This window comes from Cohnella sp. SGD-V74 (assembly GCF_003001675.1).
Classification (GTDB): Bacteria; Bacillota; Bacilli; order Paenibacillales; family Paenibacillaceae; genus Cohnella.
This window is the reverse complement of record NZ_PVYW01000019.1, coordinates 127089-146797: the sequence shown is the minus strand read 5'-3', so window position 1 is coordinate 146797 and position 19709 is coordinate 127089. Positions and strand designations below refer to the sequence as shown.

14 protein-coding genes are annotated in these 19709 nt (G+C 57.4%); 11 read left to right on the top strand and 3 right to left on the bottom strand.

The features are described 5' to 3' along the window. Window positions 1-965 precede the first annotated feature (965 nt). From B0G52_RS25880 to B0G52_RS25830, 11 genes are all read left to right on the top strand, one after another. Window positions 966-1295 (top strand): cyclic-di-AMP receptor, encoded by a 330-nt coding sequence (locus B0G52_RS25880; protein ID WP_094048682.1) that lies wholly within the window; start codon window positions 966-968, stop codon window positions 1293-1295. Between the two features lie 22 nt (window positions 1296-1317). Further along, window positions 1318-1761, top strand: a complete 444-nt coding sequence (locus B0G52_RS25875) for a YaaR family protein (RefSeq protein ID WP_094048680.1) — start codon at window positions 1318-1320, stop codon at window positions 1759-1761. Window positions 1762-1786: 25 nt separating this feature from the next. Next, on the top strand, window positions 1787-2764 hold the full coding sequence (holB, locus tag B0G52_RS25870; protein ID WP_094048678.1) for a DNA polymerase III subunit delta': 978 nt from the start codon (window positions 1787-1789) through the stop codon (window positions 2762-2764). 2 nt (window positions 2765-2766) lie between these two features. Further along, window positions 2767-3567, top strand: coding sequence for a PSP1 domain-containing protein (locus B0G52_RS25865; protein WP_094048676.1), 801 nt, complete (start codon window positions 2767-2769; stop codon window positions 3565-3567). Window positions 3568-3639: 72 nt separating this feature from the next. Continuing rightward, window positions 3640-3993: an initiation-control protein YabA gene (locus tag B0G52_RS25860; protein ID WP_369827136.1), complete on the top strand. Its 354-nt coding sequence runs from the start codon at window positions 3640-3642 to the stop codon at window positions 3991-3993. Window positions 3994-4077: 84 nt separating this feature from the next. Continuing rightward, window positions 4078-6399: a helix-turn-helix domain-containing protein gene (locus B0G52_RS25855; protein ID WP_158223868.1), complete on the top strand. Its 2322-nt coding sequence runs from the start codon at window positions 4078-4080 to the stop codon at window positions 6397-6399. Between the two features lie 149 nt (window positions 6400-6548). Continuing rightward, on the top strand, window positions 6549-8141 hold the full coding sequence (locus B0G52_RS25850) for an extracellular solute-binding protein (protein WP_094048670.1): 1593 nt from the start codon (window positions 6549-6551) through the stop codon (window positions 8139-8141). Window positions 8142-8216: 75 nt separating this feature from the next. After that, complete coding sequence (locus B0G52_RS25845) at window positions 8217-9152, top strand: ABC transporter permease (RefSeq protein WP_094048668.1); 936 nt, start codon at window positions 8217-8219, stop codon at window positions 9150-9152. Window positions 9153-9164: 12 nt separating this feature from the next. Further along, window positions 9165-10028: a carbohydrate ABC transporter permease gene (locus B0G52_RS25840; RefSeq protein ID WP_094048666.1), complete on the top strand. Its 864-nt coding sequence runs from the start codon at window positions 9165-9167 to the stop codon at window positions 10026-10028. A 22-nt stretch (window positions 10029-10050) separates the two neighbouring features. Further along, window positions 10051-13155: a glycosyl hydrolase gene (locus B0G52_RS25835; RefSeq protein WP_094048664.1), complete on the top strand. Its 3105-nt coding sequence runs from the start codon at window positions 10051-10053 to the stop codon at window positions 13153-13155. 18 nt (window positions 13156-13173) lie between these two features. Next, complete coding sequence (locus tag B0G52_RS25830) at window positions 13174-14097, top strand: dihydrodipicolinate synthase family protein (RefSeq protein ID WP_094048662.1); 924 nt, start codon at window positions 13174-13176, stop codon at window positions 14095-14097. 90 nt (window positions 14098-14187) lie between these two features. Here B0G52_RS25830 and B0G52_RS25825 read toward each other — a convergent pair whose 3' ends face one another. Genes B0G52_RS25825 through B0G52_RS25815 form a run of 3 tightly spaced genes read right to left on the bottom strand, consistent with a single transcriptional unit; the run spans window position 14188 to window position 19680 of the window. Continuing rightward, window positions 14188-15174 (bottom strand): hypothetical protein, encoded by a 987-nt coding sequence (locus B0G52_RS25825; RefSeq protein ID WP_094048660.1) that lies wholly within the window; start codon window positions 15172-15174, stop codon window positions 14188-14190. A gap of 52 nt (window positions 15175-15226) precedes the next feature. Next, entirely contained in the window at window positions 15227-17623 is a 2397-nt protein-coding gene (locus tag B0G52_RS25820; protein WP_094048658.1) for a glycoside hydrolase family 95 protein, read from the bottom strand. Next, the gene (locus B0G52_RS25815) at window positions 17620-19680 is read right to left on the bottom strand and encodes a beta-galactosidase (protein WP_094048656.1); all 2061 of its coding nucleotides are present in this window, start codon (window positions 19678-19680) and stop codon (window positions 17620-17622) included. Before B0G52_RS25815 ends, B0G52_RS25820 begins: the two co-directional genes overlap by 4 nt. Between the last annotated feature and the right edge of the window lie 29 nt (window positions 19681-19709).

Genomic DNA, 19709 nt, shown 5'->3' with positions numbered 1-19709 from the left:
AACGTATTTGCGAACAATTGCAGGTTGATAATAATCACTGGAAGCACCAGTGAATCGAAAAGAAATGTTTAATCGTTTTCGGCAGCAACCACTGGGTAGAGTACGAGATGAAGGCTGCTTTAAATGAACGATACCCTGAGGTATAATGGTCGGATGCCGATTTGGACTTTGAAAAACAAAAAATCCGAGAGCCGTGACGCGCAAAACGAGGCTGCCATACTCCAGGCAGCCTCGTTCATGCCATCGGTGCTATCGTGTCCAGGAAACGAATCGGCCTCCCCAGTACGTTACCTTCATGAGTTCTCCCTATTCCCCAAGCTTTTGTTACTGATAAGGAATATGCTGCTTTTTTAGTAACGAGCACAAACTATTCTCTGATCTCAATAACTTTCTTGAAATGAATTCGCGCTGACTGCCAGCAGTGCTCAATTGAGATGACAATAGTCAATTCGCATGTGCCCGCAAAAAACATCCAGTTAATTACAAATGTCTTGAAGTATCAGACTCATTATAACTATTATATAATGAAGAGAATGTGTCCAATTAAATGTTTATTATATTTTCTATATAAAGGATATGCCCCAATTCTAAATTGAATGATTTGTTCTCGCTCGTTCATGGCATCATTCTTTGTGCCCGACGCAAGAACATTACACAGATCCTTAACGCTCCAAGACAAGGCTCTCATCTGAGGGAAATACCCATTTTCTGTATCACGCGCCTTAGTGCGTCAATCGCATGCGGCGAAGGCGGATGCAATTTGAGCAAATTCATGCAAAACGCCTAAAAGACGGTTATATCAGGCGCCTTGATTCTTTCATAGTGGAAGCGACATGGGTGCTGGTGGAGAAATCGCTGACGGAGTCATTTAAAAAAGGATTTTAGCATCCCCGTGTCCAATTTAATATAGTAGAAATAAGCAGAAATTCGACAGACCCCTATTACATCTAACAGGAGGCCTGAACATGAAATTACTTATTGCAGTCATTCAGGATAAGGACAGCAACCGGCTGTCCAACGCGTTGATCAAGGAAGGGTTTCGGGCGACCAAGCTGGCCAGTACCGGCGGATTTCTTCGCGCCGGCAATACGACGTTCCTGATCGGGATCGAAGACGATCGGGTGCAGGGCGCGCTGGACGTCATTCGTTCGAGCTGTAAGGTGCGCGACCAGCTGGTTACCCCGGTATCGCCTGTCAGCGGAGCGGCGGATTCCTACATTCCTTTCCCCGTCGAGGTGCAGGTGGGCGGAGCGGCCGTATTCGTGCTTCCGGTCGAAAGGTTCGAACATTTCTAACGGTTGGGCGGTGTGAACGGACATGAAAATCCAACCGGGGTTATATCCCGTCGGCAAGACGATCCAACGCGGAGATTTGCCGGCCAGGCCCGCGCAGTCCCAGAGCTTCGGCGATCTGATGCAGCAGCAGGACGAACAGCGGACGCACGAGGAGCTGCAGCGCAAGCTGGAGGACATCCGGATGCAGGGGGATCGGTTGACCCGTTCCATGACGATTCGGGAGCTGGTGCTGTACCGGCAGATGGTCAAGGCGTTCCTGGAGGATACGGTTCGCCGCGGCATCGCCTTGAAGGAGACGAGAGGCTGGGACCGGAGAGGCCGCGGCAAGCGCTACAAGCTGCTCGAAGAAGTCGACGCGATGCTCGTGGGCATGGGCGAAGAACTGCTGCAGAGCGAAGAAGGACGGATCGATTTGCTTCAGAAGGTCGGGGAGATTCGCGGCCTTCTGATCAACATCGCATTTTGAGTCTCGACTAAGGAGCTTTCGTTAGATGGGTTTTCAACAGATTGCGGGACAAGACAGGGCGAAATCGCTTCTGCGCAATGCGCTTGCGGCGAACCGGCTTGCGCATGCCTACCTGTTCGCGGGACCGCCGGGATCGGGACGAATGGAGATGGCGCAAGCGTTCGCGCAGGCGATTTTTTGCGAGAGAGGCGGCGGAGACGCTTGCGGAGAATGTCTGGAATGCCGCAAGGTGCTGCACGGCAACCATCCGGATCTGCACGTCATTCAGCCGGACGGCGCGACCGTGAAGATCGAGCAGATTCGTTCGCTGCAGCGCGAGCTCTCCTATCGCAGCTCTGGAGCGGGCTATAAAGTGTACATCATCCAAGCGGCCGAGACGATGACGGTCCAGGCAAGCAACAGCCTGCTGAAGTTTCTGGAGGAGCCTCCTTCCCCCGTCGTCGCCATCCTGCTTGCACCGAGCGCGCAAGCCGTGCTGCCGACCATCCTGTCGCGGACGCAGCTCGTCCCGTTCGTTCCGGGCGATCGTCAGGCGCTGGAGAATCTTCTCGTACAAGAGGGCAAATCGCCGCTGCTGGCGCGAGCGGCCGTCCATTTGTCGTCCGGGCTTTCGTCCAGCCGGAAATTGGTAGACGAGAATTGGTTTGCAGATATCCGAAACGTAGTGATACAATTAGGCAAGGAGAGTCCGTCCCGGTTCGCCGCCAGCGTGCTTCAAGCACAGCAGCAGGTGTTTAAGACGGAGCTCGCCGAACATGTTGACATTTTGCTACAATTGTTAGCTTTGTGGTATAGAGATATGATTTACGCCATGACCGACCGTCACAGCCATATGGTGTTCCCGGATCAGGCGGAATGGATCTCCAAGACGGCTTGGAGCCGTTCGATCGGGTCTTGGGTAACCATCATGGAGTCCGCGTTGACGGCGGCAAGGAGAATTAAAGCTCACGTGGCGCCGCAACTGGCGCTGGAGCAATTTCTGGTGAACGTGCGGGAGGGGTAGATTTGTACGATGTGGTGGGAGTCCGCTTCAAGAAAGCGGGCAAAATCTATTATTTCGATCCCGCCGAGCATCCGGTATCCAAAGATCAGCATGTCATCGTGGAGACGGCACGCGGCGTTGAATACGGCAAAGTCGTCGTCGGCCCGAAGACGGTAGGAGAAGAGGATGTCGTTCTTCCTCTGAAGAAGGTCATTCGAATCGCGGGGGACCCCGACGCCAAGGCCGTCGAGGAGAACCGCAACGCAGCCAAGAACGCATTTACCGTCGGACTGCAGAAAATCAAGGATCACGCGCTCAAGATGAAGCTCGTGGACGTGGAATACACGTTTGACCGGAACAAAATCATTTTCTACTTCACGGCCGAAGGGCGAGTCGATTTCCGGGAGCTCGTGAAGGATTTGGCCGGCGTATTCCGGACCCGCATCGAATTGCGGCAGATCGGGGTGCGCGACGAAGCCAAGATGCTTGGCGGAATAGGGCCGTGCGGGCGAGTGCTGTGCTGCTCCTCGTGGCTGGGGGATTTCGAGCCGGTATCCATCAAGATGGCGAAGGATCAGAATCTGTCGCTGAATCCGACGAAAATCTCCGGTTTGTGCGGCCGATTGATGTGTTGCTTGAAGTACGAGCATGACAACTATGAAAGCGCCAAAGAAGAATTGCCGGCGGTAGGCAAGACGGTCGTGACGTCGCTCGGAGAGGGTAAGGTCGTGGGCATTAACCTCGGTTCCCGAAGCGTGCACGTACAGCTGTTCGAGCTGGGCAAGGTCAAAGAAATGCCCTTCGACGATGTCGTCTTGAAGTGATCGGACCTTCCGAAATGACATAAGCGGATGCCTTGAGGTGGATATCTGTTCATGAAAGACACTTTCCTTCATATGGATGAACTCGAATCGCATTTGGGTAAAGTATATGCCGAATTCGGAGATCTCAAGCTGAAGTTCAAGGAGCTGCTGGAGGAGAACCAGCGGCTGCGAATCGAAAATCAGCAGCTCAGAAAAGTATTGAAGCGGGAAACGGAATCTGTAGCGGTCACCCAGGAAGCGGCGGAAGAACCGGCTGTCGCGAAGGGGACCGCCGAGCAAGCGCCCGCGGCCAGCGCGAGTGTCGGGGAAGGGTACGACAACCTTGCCCGGCTGTATCACGAAGGCTTCCATATCTGCAACGTGTACTACGGTCATCTGCGGATGGAAGGCGATTGCTTGTTCTGTTTGTCTTTTTTAAGTAAATAATAGATGAAAGCAACGGGCCCGATCGGCACGTTGCTTTTTTGCGGCATTGGAGATTTGCCGTACGTTTCGTCGGGAGGTTGCCCTATGCAGGAACACAAGCTGTTTTTCAAAATATGGTCTTACTTCATCTCGCTGTTGGTTCCGATTCTGCTGATCGGTTATATCGTCTACGTGAACGTGGACCGGCTGATGAACAAGGACGTGTCGGACAGGCTCCAGGCCAATCTGACGGCATCGGTATCCAACATCGACGTGAATCTGGAGATGGTGCGGACGACGCATAACAACCTGATGATCAACGACATCGTCCAGCAGTATCTGAAACCGCATTCGCTTCAAACCGCGCAAGACAAGATCAACGTTCCCTCCATCATTCGGACGATCGCGGCCAATCGAAGCACGCTCAGTTCTTTTATCGATACGGTGTTCTTGTACAGCGACGTGGAGAAAGTGTATACGGCCGATGGCGTAGTCGATTTCGAGACGTTCTTCAACAAGTTTTACGCGTTCGACCAGTTCCCGGAAGCTTATTGGAGGGATCGTCTCAGCCAGGACAGCATTTTCGAAATTCTCCCTCCAACCGAGGTGCGGCTTGAAGGCGGAGGACGGCGCACGGTCATTCCGGAAGTGACGACGCAGTACGTTAACGGCCATCTCATTACGTCCGTTACGACGATTCCCGCCCGTTCAGTGTTGCGCGCGCTGACCGGCAATTCCATCTACGAATCGACGGCCTATGTCGTGACCGATGCGGATCGCTCGATCATGATGCGTTCGGATCAATGGACGGAAGAGCAACTGGAAGAGCTGAAGACCAAGCTGGAGCGCGAAGGCGAGCCTGATCAATTGCAAACGACGATCGACGGCGAGAAGATGCTCGTTACCCGGTTGATCTCCCCGTCGTTTGGATGGCATTATTTCTCGGTGACTCCCGTAGACGCGTTTAATTACGAGTCATCCGGCATATTGACGATGATCGTCTGGATCTGCGTGGCGCTTATCGTGATTGGCATCGTATTTTCGCTCATTTTCAGCCTGAGATTGTATAACCCGATTCGGAACATTCGCAGCATTCTGCAAAACGAGCCCCATCCGGACGCCCGTCGCGATAATTCGAGAGGGAGAGGAGAGTTCGGGGAGATCAACCAGCGCATTTATGAGTTGATGGACGAGAAGCTGGATATTACGGAACGGCTTCGGCATATTTCCAATGACCGCGTGGAGCGATATTTTCTCGATCTGGTGAACGGAAGCCCATGGCAGGACGAGGACGGCGAGTCGCGGATCATGGCCGATATCGGGTTCGTCGAAGGCAAATATTTGTGCTGCTGCTTCATGTTCCAATTCCGCGACAGGTTCTATCACGAGATTGCCGAAGCGGATCGGGTCATGATTCTCGAAAAATTAAAAGTCGTGCTCTGGGGCATTATGAGGAGACACGTGAACTGCTACATGGTCGAATGCGAGCACAATCTCTACGTATGCATGGTCAATCTTCGGACGGAGGGAGACCGGGCGGGGTTGGACGAAGCGCTCAAGACGATCCGCCTGACGTTCGAATACGATATGGTTTACTGCGATCTTCTTATCGGCATCGGCAACGTATATCCGGACACGACTTCGCTGGCCGCGTCCTATTCGGAAGCGATCACCGCGCTCGACAAGATGCGTTCGCGTCCGGACTCCTCGGTCGTCGACGCGGCCGAACTGAATATCGGCCAGGTCTATTACTACTCGTTCCTCGACGAGACGAAGATCGTGAACGCGCTTAAGATTGGAGAGCCCGATCTGCTGAGGAAAGAAATCGAGACGATCGTCGAGACGAACCGGAGCCGCGGCGTATCCTATTCTCATCTGGGCGCGCTGCTCGCCGCCGTCTATCAGACGGGCTATCGCTACCTGACGGAGAGGAAGCAGGACGTGTTCCGCTTCGCGACCGAGAAGCAGCATCAGAAGCTGACGCAGAAGACCGTGCTGCCGACGGAATGGCAGGAGAGGACGGAGGAACTGTACGCCTTCTTCGATCGGATCATCGAAGCGACGGCCGTGAAGCCGGAGCGCCGGTCGAGCAGCGTCGTGGCGCTCATCTCGGAATACATCGCGCTTCATTACGCGAAGGATCTTCATCTGGAGATGATTGCCGATGAGATCGGCCTGTCTCCGAAATACGTGTCCAAGCTATTCAAGGAGACGACGGGAAGCAGCATCACCGATACGATCAGCCGGACGCGGATGGAGAAGGCGAAGGAACTGCTGCTGGAGACCGATCTGAAAGTCGGGGAAATCGCCGAGATGACCGGAATCGCCAGTCGAACGACGTTCCTGCGGGTGTTCAAGAAATACGAGGGAATCTCCCCGATGGATTATCGGAACGCCCATGGCCGTAGGGATGACGGGGAAAAGTGACTTTTTGGATCAAGGCGGATAATTGAATCATAGGGGCATAGAGCGGAATAACGGCACACGTTATTCCGTTTTGTTTATTTTCGGCGACGGCGGGGTCGGCTTACGATGAGGGTGCACGACGATCCACATTTCACGGGAGGGTATACCGAATGAACAGAAACAAGAAACTTCGGATTTCCGGCAGCGCGGCGGCGTTATCGATTTTCCTGCTCGGAGGAACTCTGGCGGGCTGCGGCGATTCGAACAACTCGGGCAATTCCGGTTCGGAAGACGGAGCGCTGAGCTTGACCTGGATGAGGTACGAGCATCCGAGCCAGGCGATCGTAAGCGACTCCAAGGCGGTACGGGAGATCGAGAAAAGACAGAACGTCAAGCTGAATCTTCAGAGCGTTCCGCAGAGCAACTACGACGACAAGAAAAAGACGCTCATCGCGACGAACACGATCCCGGACGTCATTCTCGTCAAGCAGGACGACATTCAGAATTATTCGGATACGGGCGTGTTCCTCGATCTGACTCCGTATATCGATCAGATGCCGAACTTCAAAAAGGTGCTGGAGGAGCATCCGGAGGTCAAAAACAACTATATCGACGGCAAGCTGTTCGGGTTCCCGTTAGTTACCAAGTGGGACCTTCAGGCGGGTCAGATTCCGATGATTCGGATGGACCTGCTGAAAAAGAACGACTTGGCGGTTCCGACGACCTACGACGAGCTCTACGAGACGCTGAAGAAGCTGAAGGAAGCCAATCCCGCCTCGTTCCCGTTCGCGTCCCGCGCCGCCAACGGCCTGACCGGCACGGAAAATCTGATCAACCCGATCGCGTTCGGCTTCGGCAGCGGCTATACGACGAGCAACGGCACGAAAGTGTATTACGATCCGGCGACGAAGCGCTACGAGTTCGGACCGTACTCGGACGCGTTCAAGGACGCGATCTCCTGGCTGCATAAGCTGTACAGCGAGAAGCTGCTCGACCAGGATTACACAACGGCGACGTCCCAGACATGGCAGGAGAAGCTGAATTCGGGCAAATCGTTCTACTTCCAGGACAATAACGGCTTCGGCAATACGTTCAACACGATTATGCAGCAGCAGGATCCGGAAGCGAAGTTCGACATGATTCCGGTATTGGAAGGACCGGGCGGCGTGAAGCGCAATCTCGTGTACAGCCTGGACCATCTGAGCGAATCGTACGTCATCAGCACCAAGGTGAAAAATCCGGACAAGGTCATCGCGTTCATCGATTGGATGTACGGAGAAGAAGGGACGAACATTACTTCCCTGGGTGTGGAAAACGAGGATTACGTCATCGAGAACGGGGAATTCAAGCTGACCGAAGAAGCGAAGAGCAAGTACATGGATAAGCCGGTTCCTTATTATGCGATGCAGTCGGATCTGGGCACGGGTTATCTGGGATTGGCGATGCATTACGACGACCGTCCGAACATTCCGTTCCAGGCGCCGGATTCGTTGGCCTGGAGCGATACGAATCTGAAGAACGTAGAAGCCGGCATCAACTTCCGCTTCACGAACGATCCTCCGTTCAACAAGGAGGAGCGGGAGCGTCTGAAGCAGCTCAGAACCGAACTGGACTCGTTCATCACTTCGAACATGGACAAGTTCATCATTAAGGACGGAGCGCTGGAAAGCGAGTGGGCTTCCTTCGTCGAGCAGTGCAAAGCCAAAGGCGCGGACGAGCTTCTGAAGATCTACAACGACGCGTTGGCAAGAGTTCAGTCTTAAGGAGAGAAGCAGAGCTGTTGCCCCAGGGCCCTTCGCGGGGCGGCGGCTCTTGCCGTGTGAAGGGAGAGAGAACCGATGGCCTCATCAAGCAAATCCGCAGTATCCGGCTGGAGCGAAGCGCGCAGAAAAATAAAGAAAAGCAAGGCGCTGTACGCGATGTTTGCATTTCCGCTGGTTTATTTTCTGATCTTTCATTACGCGCCGATGGTCGGCAATCTGATGGCTTTCCAGGATTATTCGATTATAAAAGGCTTCTTCGGAAGCCCCTGGGCCGGTACGAAATACTTCGAGCAATTTCTGAACGACTCTTACTTCTGGCAAGTGGTGCGCAATACCGTCCTGCTGAATCTGTATTCGTTGATTTTCTTTTTCCCGGCGCCGATCGTCTTCGCGCTTCTCCTGAACGAACTGCGCCTCCAGCTGTTCAAGCGGTTCGTCCAATCGATTACGTATATTCCGCATTTCCTGTCCACCGTGGTGGTGGCGGGCATGCTGGTCAACTTCCTGTCCTCGGACGGCTTGATCAATCAGTTCCGGGGCATGCTCGGCGCCGATTCGATCACCTTCCTGTCGATGCCGGAGTGGTTCCGGACGATCTTCATCGGTTCGGACATCTGGCAGGGGCTCGGTTGGGGTTCGATCATCTACTTGGCCGCGTTGACCGGCATCGACCCGACGCTCTACGAGGCGGCGACGATTGACGGCGCCAGCCGGTGGAGGAAAATGCGTCACATTACGATTCCCGGCATTATGACGGTCATTATGGTCATGCTGCTGCTGAATCTCGGGCATATGCTGTCCGTCGGCTTCGAGAAAATCCTGCTGCTGTACAGCGGACCGACCTATGAGACGGCGGACGTTATTCAAACCTACGTTTATCGCAGAGGGCTGATCGACAGTGACTTCAGCTTCGCGGCCGCGGTCGGCATTTTCCAATCGGTGCTGTCGTTCGTGCTCGTCATCTCCGCCAACCAGCTCTCGAAAAAATTCAACGGCGCCAGGCTGTTCTAAGGGGAGAGAGCGATGACAACCAAAAAAACGTGGTTCGACGGGGTTAATCTCGTTCTGATGCTGCTGCTGATCGTAATTACGCTGTATCCGCTCTATTATATGGGCATCGTGTCGATCAGCTCGGGCGGAGCGGTCAGCCGCGGCGAGGTGCTGTGGCTTCCGAAGGGGATCAACCTGCAGGCTTACAAGTACGTGTTCGACGATCCTGCGGTGCTGCGGTCGTACGGCAACACGATTCTGTATACGGCGTTGGGAACGCTGATCAGTCTGGTGCTGACGACGCTGTGCGCGTATCCGCTGTCCCGCAACCATTTCTACGGACGGGCGATCTTCTCGCTGTTTGTTATTTTCACGATGTTTTTCGACGGGGGGCTGATTCCTCGGTTCATGGTCGTGCACGGGCTGGGCATGGTCGACACGATCTGGGCGCTCGTCATTCCGACGGCGATCAGCGTGTTCAATATGATTCTCATGCGAACGTTCTTCGAACAAATTCCCGAGGCGCTTCATGAATCTGCGACCGTCGACGGAGCGGGAGAGTACCGGACGCTGCTGCAGATCGTGCTTCCGCTGTCGATGCCGGTCATGGCCACGATGTTCCTGTTCTATGCGGTCGGACAGTGGAACAGCTTCTTCCCTGCGCTGATCTATCTGAACGAGAAGGAGCTGTACCCGCTGCAGATTATTTTGCGCAATATCGTCATTCAAGGGGATATGGCTTCGCAGACGACGCAGATGGGCGCCGATATGGCGACGATGTCGGCTACGATCAAGTACGCGGTCGTGTACGTGGCGATTCTCCCCGTGCTGTGCATTTATCCGTTCGTGCAGAAATATTTCGTTCAAGGCGCGATGCTTGGTTCGGTAAAAGGGTAAGCGGAGAGGAGACCGGTTGGCGATGAAATCGGCGAGTTTAAGAGAAGCGTTCCGCAATCCGGGTGCGGAGTTTCGCTCCGCGCCGTTCTGGGCCTGGAACGACAAGCTGGAGCGGGGCGAACTGGTGCGGCAAATCGAGAGCATGAAGGAGCAAGGAGCGGGCGGTTTCTTCATGCATTCTCGGGACGGGCTGGAAACCCGATATATGAGCGAGGAATGGATGGAACACGTCCGCACGGCCGTACAAGCTGCCTCCGAGCGGGGGATGACCGCATGGATATATGACGAGGACCGCTGGCCATCCGGCTCTGCAGGCGGCATCGTCCCGTCACAGGGCGACGCTTATCGGGCTAAAGGGTTGACGATCGAGGTCGTTCGGGAAGCGATGGAAGTGGATGAGTCCTTCGTTGCGCTGTTCCGGGCAGAGATCGACGGGATGCAGATCGGGCGCTGCGAACGGCTGGAATGCCGTCCGGGCATCCGCTGCCCGCAGCCGGGCGAAGGGGAAGCGCTGCTAGCGCTGCGGATCGAAGTGGCGGAGGCGTGCGAATGGTTCAACGACGAATCGCCGCACGATACGCTTAATCCGGATTCCGTTCGGCTGTTCATCGAGACGACTTACGAAGCGTATAAGGAGGCGGTGGGAGAGCAGTTCGGCAAGACGATCGCCGGGGTGTTCACGGACGAGCCGAGCGCGGCCGACCGGCACTGCAAGTTCACCGAAGGCAGAGGCTGGCTGCCGTGGACGTATTCGTTCCCCGATTATTATCGGGCGAAGCGGGGAGCGGACGTGCTGGATACGATTCCTTACGTCTTCTTCAACGGCGAGCGGTCGGCGGCCGCCCGCCACGATTACTGGCGCACGATCTCAGAGCTGTTCTCCGAGTCGTACTCCGGGCAGCTCGGGCAATGGTGCGAGGACAACGGGCTGCTGTTCACCGGACATTATCTGTGGGAGAACAAGCTGGGCGTGGCGACGCGCGTCTGCGGGGCGATCATGCCGAACTACCGTTACCAGCACGTACCCGGCATCGACATGCTGATGGAGCAGACCGACGAGACGATTACGGTAAAGCAATGCACCAGTGTGGCCAACCAGTACGGCAGAGAACGGGTCATTACGGAAACGTATGGCTGCGCCGGCTGGGAGTTTACTTTCGAGGGGCAAAAGTGGGTCGGGGACTTCCAATACGTATTGGGCGTGAATTTGCGTTCCCAGCACCTCGCGCTCTATTCCATTAAAGGCTGTCGGAAGCGGGATTATCCTCCCGTATTCAACTACAACACGACCTGGTGGAGCCGCAATCGCATCGTCGAAGACTACTTCGCTCGGGTCGGAGCGGTTATGACGCCTGGAACGGCGGTGCGCGACGTGCTCGTCCTGCATCCGGCCTCGACCGCTTGGGCGATGCTGGGCGCGAATCCGTACGGCATTCCTGACCGCAACAAGGACCGCGACATTCCCGGCATCAATCGCTACGGCGACGAATTCAACGGTTTTCTGCGAGGGTTGCTCGGCGCGCACTACGATTTCGATCTGGGAGACGAGACGATTATGTCAGAGGCAGGACGCGTGGAGACGGACCGCTTGTTCGTAGGACAGGCGGGCTATCGCGCGGTCATTCTTCCCGAGATGAGGACAATGCTGGTGAGCACGCACCGGCTGCTGACTGATTTTCTGGAGGCGGGCGGACGGGCGGTCGCCATAGCGCCTATACCGGGGATGATCGAAGGACGGGCGGACGACCGCGCCGCAGCACTGTTCGCGCATCCGAATATGATCGTCGTGCCGAGCGAGCGGTCGGTCGTTCCGGCGTTGGAGAATGTCTTGCCCCGCCGGGTGAGCCTGGCGGGCGAATCGCTGGGCGAAGCTCCCGAGATGCTGTATCTGCTTAAAGAGCAGGACGACTGCCGCACGTTGTTCGTCGTGAACAACGACCGAGAGAAAGCGCTGAAGGTGCGGCTGACGACGGATTTCTCGGGAAGGGTGGAGGAATGGGACCCACTGACCGGGGACATCTTCGAGGTCGGCGCGGAACCGATAAAGAACGGCGGAATGACGCTCGAAGCGAGCTTTCCGCCCGCAGGCTCTAAGCTGTACGTCATCTCCAAGGAAGGCGGTCCAGCCGCGACGCTGCCGCTCGTCGACGACGGGGAGACAGCGCTGAATCCTTTTGCGGTGAAGCTGCACGCCTCGCTCGGTCCCTCCTGCTCCTTCACCCGGACGATGCCGAATACGCTCGTATTGGACAGATGCGCGTACCGGATGGGCGGCGGACCATGGTTGGGGGAGACAGACGTCTGGCAGGCGCAGCGAGACATTCGCGACCGGCTTGGCATGCGGCAGATTTATTATAACGGGCTGCCTCAGCGGTACAAGTGGATCGAAGAGCCGCATCCGCGGAATGGAACGCTGGTGGAGCTGCGCTTCCGGTTCAGAGTCGAGACGCTGCCGAGGACTCCGGTTTATTTGGCGCTGGAGGAGGCCGAGCATTTCACGGCGACGCTGAACGGGGTGAGGGCGCCGGTCGGGCCGGAAGGCTGGTTCGTCGATCGGTCCACTCGCAAGGTGCGATTGGACGGAATGCGCGTGGGCGAGAACGAGCTGATTCTCTCCTGCGCCTATCTGAACCGGATGGAACTGGAGGATTGTTATCTGATCGGAGACTTCGGCGTAAGTCCCGAGCGAACGGTCGTCGCCGAGCCGGAGCGGCTGAGGTTCGGGGATTGGGGATTGCAGGGATATTTTCATTATGCCGGCAGCATTGTTTATCACTTTGAATTTGATTGTCGCATGGAAGCGGGAGAACGGGCGTACTTGTTCATGGGCGACTATTCGGCGGTGACGCTTGACGTGACCGTCAACGGGGTGGAAGCGGGAGCCGTTCCATGGCGGGCGGCGAACGGGCTGGACATTACGGGGCTGATTAGGGATGGGGCGAACCGGGTGGACATCGAAGTTACGGGCAGCCCGCGCAATCTGTTCGGGCCGTTCCATCAGGCGCGGGGAGCCGTTCCTTCGACGGGCTGGGAATCATTCCGCACGGAAGGCGTGGAATATACTTCGGAATACATCGTGCATCCTTATGGCATTTTCGAGCCGATTCAGATTCGCAAGAGCAAATAGGGAAGGAAGAGAGCCAAGATGAACGAAACGATCCGCAGCGGCGTATGGCCGACGATGCTGACCCCATACACGGCGGGAGGAGAAGTCGATTACGACGCGTTGGGACGGCTGATCGAATGGTATTTGGACAGAGGCGTGGACGGCTTGTTTGCGGTCTGCCAGTCCAGCGAGATGTTCTATCTGAGCTTGGAGGAGCGGGTCAAGGTCGCGGAGTATACGGTGCGCCGGGCGGCCGGCCGCGTGCCGGTCATCGCCTCCGGACATATTGCCGACGGCTTCGAGGAGCAGGTCGAGGAGCTGAACGCGATGGCAGCGACCGGTATCGACGCGCTCGTGCTCATCACGAACCGACTGGCCGGGCCGGAGGAGAGCGACGAGACGCTGAAAAGCCGGCTCGAGCGGTTGCTGGAACGGCTTCCTCAGGAGCTGCCGCTAGGGTTCTATGAATGTCCGTACCCCTATAAGCGACTGGTCACCCCGGAATTGCTTCGTTGGTGCGCCGAGACGGGGAGATTTGCGTTCCTTAAGGACACGTGCTGCGATCTGGAGATGCTAAGAAGCCGGATGGAAGCCGTTCGGGACAGCGGGCTGAAAATCTACAATGCGAACACGACCACCTTGCTGGAATCGCTGAAATTCGGCATCTCGGGATACAGCGGCGTGATGGCGAACTTCCATCCGGAGCTGTACGTCTGGCTGCTGCGGCATTGGAAGGACCGCCCGGAGGAAGCGCAGCGACTGATACCGATACTGACAGCGGCTTCGTGGGTGGAGAAGCAGCTGTATCCGATCAACGCCAAGTATTATTTGACGCTCGAAGGGGTGCTCGAAAACTTCGTCGGCCGCTCCAAGGACGCCGGGGAGTTGAACGCCACCTACAGACTGGAAGTCGAGCAGATGCGTGAGTTGTCTCTGCGGTTGGCGGCAGAACTTTCATCCTAAACGACAGTTCGTCCTCAGCCTTAGCTCGACCAAACAAATGAATGCCGGGGCTTCGGGGGGAGGTCCGCAAGGGGAAATCTCCATGAACGTCTATCCCAGCTCGCTTCTTAACCTTGAATAGTCCTCCGCCCAAGTCGACACTTGAGCGGCATCGGTTCGGTCGAAGCCGAGAAACACGGCCAGATCGGGATGCCGTTCCGCGAATTCCGGACGGTCGTAGAGCCCTTGCGCGAGCTCCGAGAAGTGAATCGTGTGCAAGCACCACTTGTATACGTACAGAATGCTGCTGCCGTGGCCCCATTTGAGCTGACCGTCGCAGGCCTTCTCCAGGAATTCCGGAACGTTGCGTCCCCAGGCCGCCTTCGTGACGTCGAACACGTCGTTCTTGGCGGCAAGCAGTTCGAGCTTCATGCGGGCCGGATGGTCCGTTACTCCGAAAACCTTCGTAAAAAGGACATAAAGGTCGGGGCTGCCCAGCTTCGGGGTGTGGCGTTTCAGCAAATAGACGGTCCGGTTTTGGCTGCGGGGCAGAATGCCGTGCTGCCAGTAGAAGGCGAGCATTAGCTCGTTCACGGCCAGACGCAGAGCCGCCAGAGCGCTGTTCCCGCGGCCCTGCTCCAGCAGGCTCTCGGCGATGTCGTATCGCTCGTCCGCGCGGGCCAGCGCTTCCTCCTGCTTGATCGTCTTAATCCGGTCGTCGAACAAGGAGCGATCGTAGATCGCCTTGAATGCAGAGATCAGTCCGTCGGGATCGTGGACGATGCGGCATTGGTACGCTTGAATCGGAAATTTAAGCGCGTCGCGGATGCCCCCATCCTCGGCATGGCGATCAATCCACGCCTGGACGTTGGGGACCCCGATCTGAATGATCTCTACGCCGAGGCCGTCGATGACGTTAAAATAGTCGAACGCCGGATCGTACGCATCGACGAACAGCAGCAGCTCCAGATCCGAGTGCTTCCATACCGTTCCCCGCGCGACGCTTCCGCCGATCGCGACGCCCCGCACGCTGTTCTTCGAGCGATAGCTTTCGGCGATTTGCTTCGCTTTGCGGTAAAGCTCCGATTTCCAATTCATGCAACGCGCCCCTCTCGTTCTGTCTCACAAGGAGAATTCTACTGCGTCGTTTCTATTTTGCCGTTTCGATGACGTATCCTTCACCGGACACCGTGATGAATTCGGCCTGACCGCTCTCATCGGAAGCGCAAATCCGCCTCCCGGTTCCGGCCGACACGACGACGAACGGCACATCGGCCCCAATCCGGCAAGGTTTGCTGCCATGGGAGACGATCTCGGCTCTCTCCAGCTTGCCGCCGCGCCATTCCATCGACACCTCGAAGCCGCCGCGCGCACGCAAGCCGCGGATGCGGCCGTCGGGCCAGGCCGATGGAAGCGCGGGCAAGAAGCGGATTTCTCCGGCATGACTCTGCAGCAGCAGCTCCGCGATGCCGGCGGTGGCTCCGAAATTCGCTTCGATGGTGAGCGGATAGAAAACCAGCTTCGGATGCCGGTGTGCGTTGAACAAATTCGGGAACGGATTGCGAAGCAGCTTTTCCAAGTAATCGTGCGCCGTTTCGCCATCCTTCAGCCGAGCGTACATGCTGATCATCCAGGCGAAGCACCAGCCGATCGTGTCCAGTTTCTCGTGCTCCCGCCTGCGTTCGAGCGTTTTCCTGACCGCCCTGGCCAGCTCGGGATGATGGGCCGGCACAATCTCACTTCCCGGATGGAGCGCGTACAGGTGGGCGGTATGCCGATGCCCCGGCTCGTTTTCCTCGAAATCCCGATACCATTCCTGTAGTTGGCCGTGTTGTCCGATCTGCAGCGGCAGCAGTCGGCTGCGGGCTTGCTCGAGCGAGTCTCTGAACGCATCGTCGATGCCCAGAATCGAAGCGGCTTCAATGCAGTGGGTAAACAGCTCCCTGATCAGGGAGAGATCCATCGTCGCGCCGAGGCTGACGGCGGCTTTGCGTCCGTCCGGTCCGATAAACGTATTTTCCGGCGAAGTGGACGGGTTCGTCACCAGATGGCCTTCTCCATCCTCCACCAGCCAATCGAGGCAGAACTGCGCGGCACCCTTCATGATCGGATAAGCCCGGTCCCGCAGGAAGATTTCGTTCCCGCCGAAGGCATAATGCTCCCACAGGTGCTGACAGAGCCAGACGCCGCCCATCGGCCAGAACGCCCAGCTAGCCGGACCCTTTGTCGGACCGCCGGACGGAGTTGCCGTGCGCCATAAGTCGGTCGAGTGATGGGTCACCCATCCGCCGCAGTTATAATGAATCTTCGCCGTTTGTTCTCCGGTGACTTGCAGATCGGCGATCAGGTCGAACAAAGGCTCGTGGCACTCGGCCAGATGATTGGCCTCGGCCGCCCAGTAATTCATCTGCGTGTTGATGTTGATCGTATAGCAGCATGCCCATGGCGGCCGGGTCATATCGTTCCAGATGCCCTGAAGCGTGGCCGCCTGCGTGCCGGGCCGGGAGCTGGCGATGAGCAGATAGCGGCCGAATTGGTAGAAGAGCACCGCCATCTGCGGATCGCAGCTCCCGGCGCGCAGCGCTTCGATCCGTTCGTCCGTCGGCTGCTCCTCGAGACCGGGCGCATCGAGCTGCCAATCGACCCGGTCGAACAGGCCGCTGAAATCGGCCGTGTGCCGGGCGTACAGCTCATCGTAGCTCCGCTTCGAGGCCGCATCCAGCCAGGACAGGCACAGGGCGCCGGGATCCTTGCCGTCCAGCCGCGGGTCGCGGTCGAACCCGTTGTAGCTCGTTGCGGCGGTCAGCAGCAATACGGCCTCAGTCGCACCTCTGACGACGATGCGGTTGCCATGCGTTTCCGTTCGTCCGTCCGTCTTCGCCGCAAGAAGCTGAATGTCGAACTTCAGGCCTTGCTGCTCCTCGTAGAAGACGGACTGTTCGGTATCGACATGGTAAGGCTCGACATGGACCGGGCTTTGGCCGGACAGCACGATGCGGCGGCCGTCCGCACGCCGGACCGAGTAGTTAAGCGGGCTGTCCAGAGAGGCTTGAACGTGCAGCTTGCCCGGTTGATCGACGGTCAGGCGGACGACCATGACCTGGTCCGGCTCGGAGACGAACACATCCCGCGTATGGCGAACTCCGCGGCGGACGAAGGTCGTGCGAAATATGGCGTTCCGCAGATCCAGCTCGCGTCGGTAATCTTCGACCTGCTCGTCGCCGTCGAATTCCAGCCGCAGATCGCCCATCGCTTGATACGACTCGACCCACGGGCCGAGCATGTGTTCCTCGATCAGGGCCTGGGCATCGGCGTATCGACCTTCAAGGTTCAACCGCCGAACCTCTTCCAGGTGCGCGGCGGCTTCGTAATTGTTCGGATCGACCGGCCGGCCGGACCATAGCGTATCTTCGTTTAACTGGATGCGCTCGTGCTTGATGCCCCCGAACGCCATGCCGCCCAGCCTTCCGTTGCCTAGTGGAAGCGCCTCGACCCATTCCAGAGCGGGACGGCGGTACCAGAGCTTGAGCTTGTTGGTTGCGGTCACTGGCCTGCTCCTTTCGGGGACTCGCTTTGCAGAATCAGGACACCCTTCGGAGGAAGGGAGAACGTTCCTTGCAGGACGGCGCCGGAGAGCAGCTCCTTGCGCGCTTCGTTTCCGAGGTCCAGAGTCGCTTCGTCGTCCCGGTGGTTCAGCACGAAGGTGAAGCTTCCGTTGGCGTTGACGCGGCGCGTCGCTTCGACGTCGCGCGGCGTGTCCAGCAGCGGTTCGATGCCGCTGCGCTCGCACAACTCTCCGATGAAGTCGGACAGGAAGCGCGGCTCCGGGCTCGAGGCCAAGTACCAGGCTTCGCCCTGGCCGAAGCGGTTGCGCGTCACGGCAGGCTTGCCGCGATAGAAATCGTCGCCGTATTCGGCCACCACCTCCGCGCCTTCCGAGTGGATCAGATCGCACAGGAGACCGCAGGCATACGTCCCTTGAACGGCGCCCAGCGGCTGTTGGATGATGAACGAATTGTTCTGCTCGGGGAACAGCGCGTCGATCTCTTCCGCCCACAGCCCGAGCAGCTTGCGCAGCTCTCCCGGATAGCCGCCGAGAGTGACGAGATCGCTCTCCCCGACGATGCCGCTGAAGAAGGTCGTCACGAACGTTCCGCCGTTGTTCACGTAATCTTCCAGCTTGTCGGCGTAGCCCGGCTTCACCATGTACAGCACTGGAGCGAGCACGAGGTCGTAGGCGCCCAGATCGTCTTCGACGCCGATCAGGTCGACCGGAATGTTCCGCTCGTAGAAGGCGTCGTAGTACCGTTGAATTTGATCCAGGTACTTTAGAGCGATGGTCGGCCCGCTGGAATATTCGAGTGCCCACCAGTTGTCCCAGTCGAAGACGATGGCTGCCCGGGAAGGCGATCGGGCGTCGAGCAGCGTGTCTCCGAGGTTTTTCAGCTCCTCGCCCAGCTCGGCGATTTCGCGGAAGACGCGGGTGTTTTCATGGCCCGCATGATCGATGATCGCGCCATGGAATTTCTCGAAAGCTCCGGCGTTGCGGCGCATCTGGAAGAACATGACGCTCTCGGCGCCGCGCGCGATCGACTGATAGCTCCACAGCCGCATGACGCCAGGGCGTTTGAGCGGATTGACGTCCTTCCAGTTCAGCACGCTCGGACTTTGCTCCATCAGCAGGAATGGGTCTCCGCCCTTCGAACCGCGCATCAGATCGTGGCGCATGGCGATCTGGCTCATCGGCATGTCGTTCGTCGGGTAGCTATCCAGCGCGATAACGTCGATCTCCTTCGCCCACTTGAAGTAATCGAGCGGCTTATACGCGCCGTTGCCCTGGAAATTGGTCGTGACGACGGCATCCGGAATGACGGCCTTGATGGCGTCCCGTTCGAGCTTGTAGCATTCCAGCAAGCTGTCCGAGGCGAAGCGGGCGTAGTCGAGGGAGATGCCCTGGAACGCTGTTTTGTCCGGATGGGCCGGATCGATATGCTCGGAGAGAAGGCTCGGCAGAACGATCTCGTCCCAATCGTAGAACGTATGGCTCCAGAACCGCGTATACCAAGCTGCGTTTAGCGCCTCCAGCGTGCCATAGCGCTTCTTCAGCCATTCCCGGAAGCCCCGCTCGCAATTGTCGCAGTAGCAGCGCCAGCCCATTTCGTTGTTGACGTGCCATAGCAGCAGGGCGGGATGGTCCTTGTAACGCTCGGCAAGCTTGCCCGCCATAGCGGTCGAATACCGACGAAAGGTCGGGCTGTTCGGACAGGAGTTGTGCCTTCTGCCGAATTTTTTCTTGCGGCCTTCGGGATCGACGGTCAGTATGTCCGGGTAACGTTGCGCCATCCAGGCCGGATGGGCCGCCGTGCTCGTGCCCAAGCAGACCGCGACTCCGTTGACGTGCATCAGGTCCATCGCCTCGTCTAGCCAATCGAACCGGTAAGTATGCTCATCAGGCTGATTCAACGCCCAGGAAAATACATTTAAGGTTACTATATCAATGCCGGCCAGCTTGAACAGGCGCATATCCTCGTCCCAAACCTCCCTGGGCCATTGCTCGGGATTGTAGTCGCCTCCGTAGACGATTTTCGACCATTTGCGTGTCATTATCTTGCAGCCTCCTTGATCTCTAATAG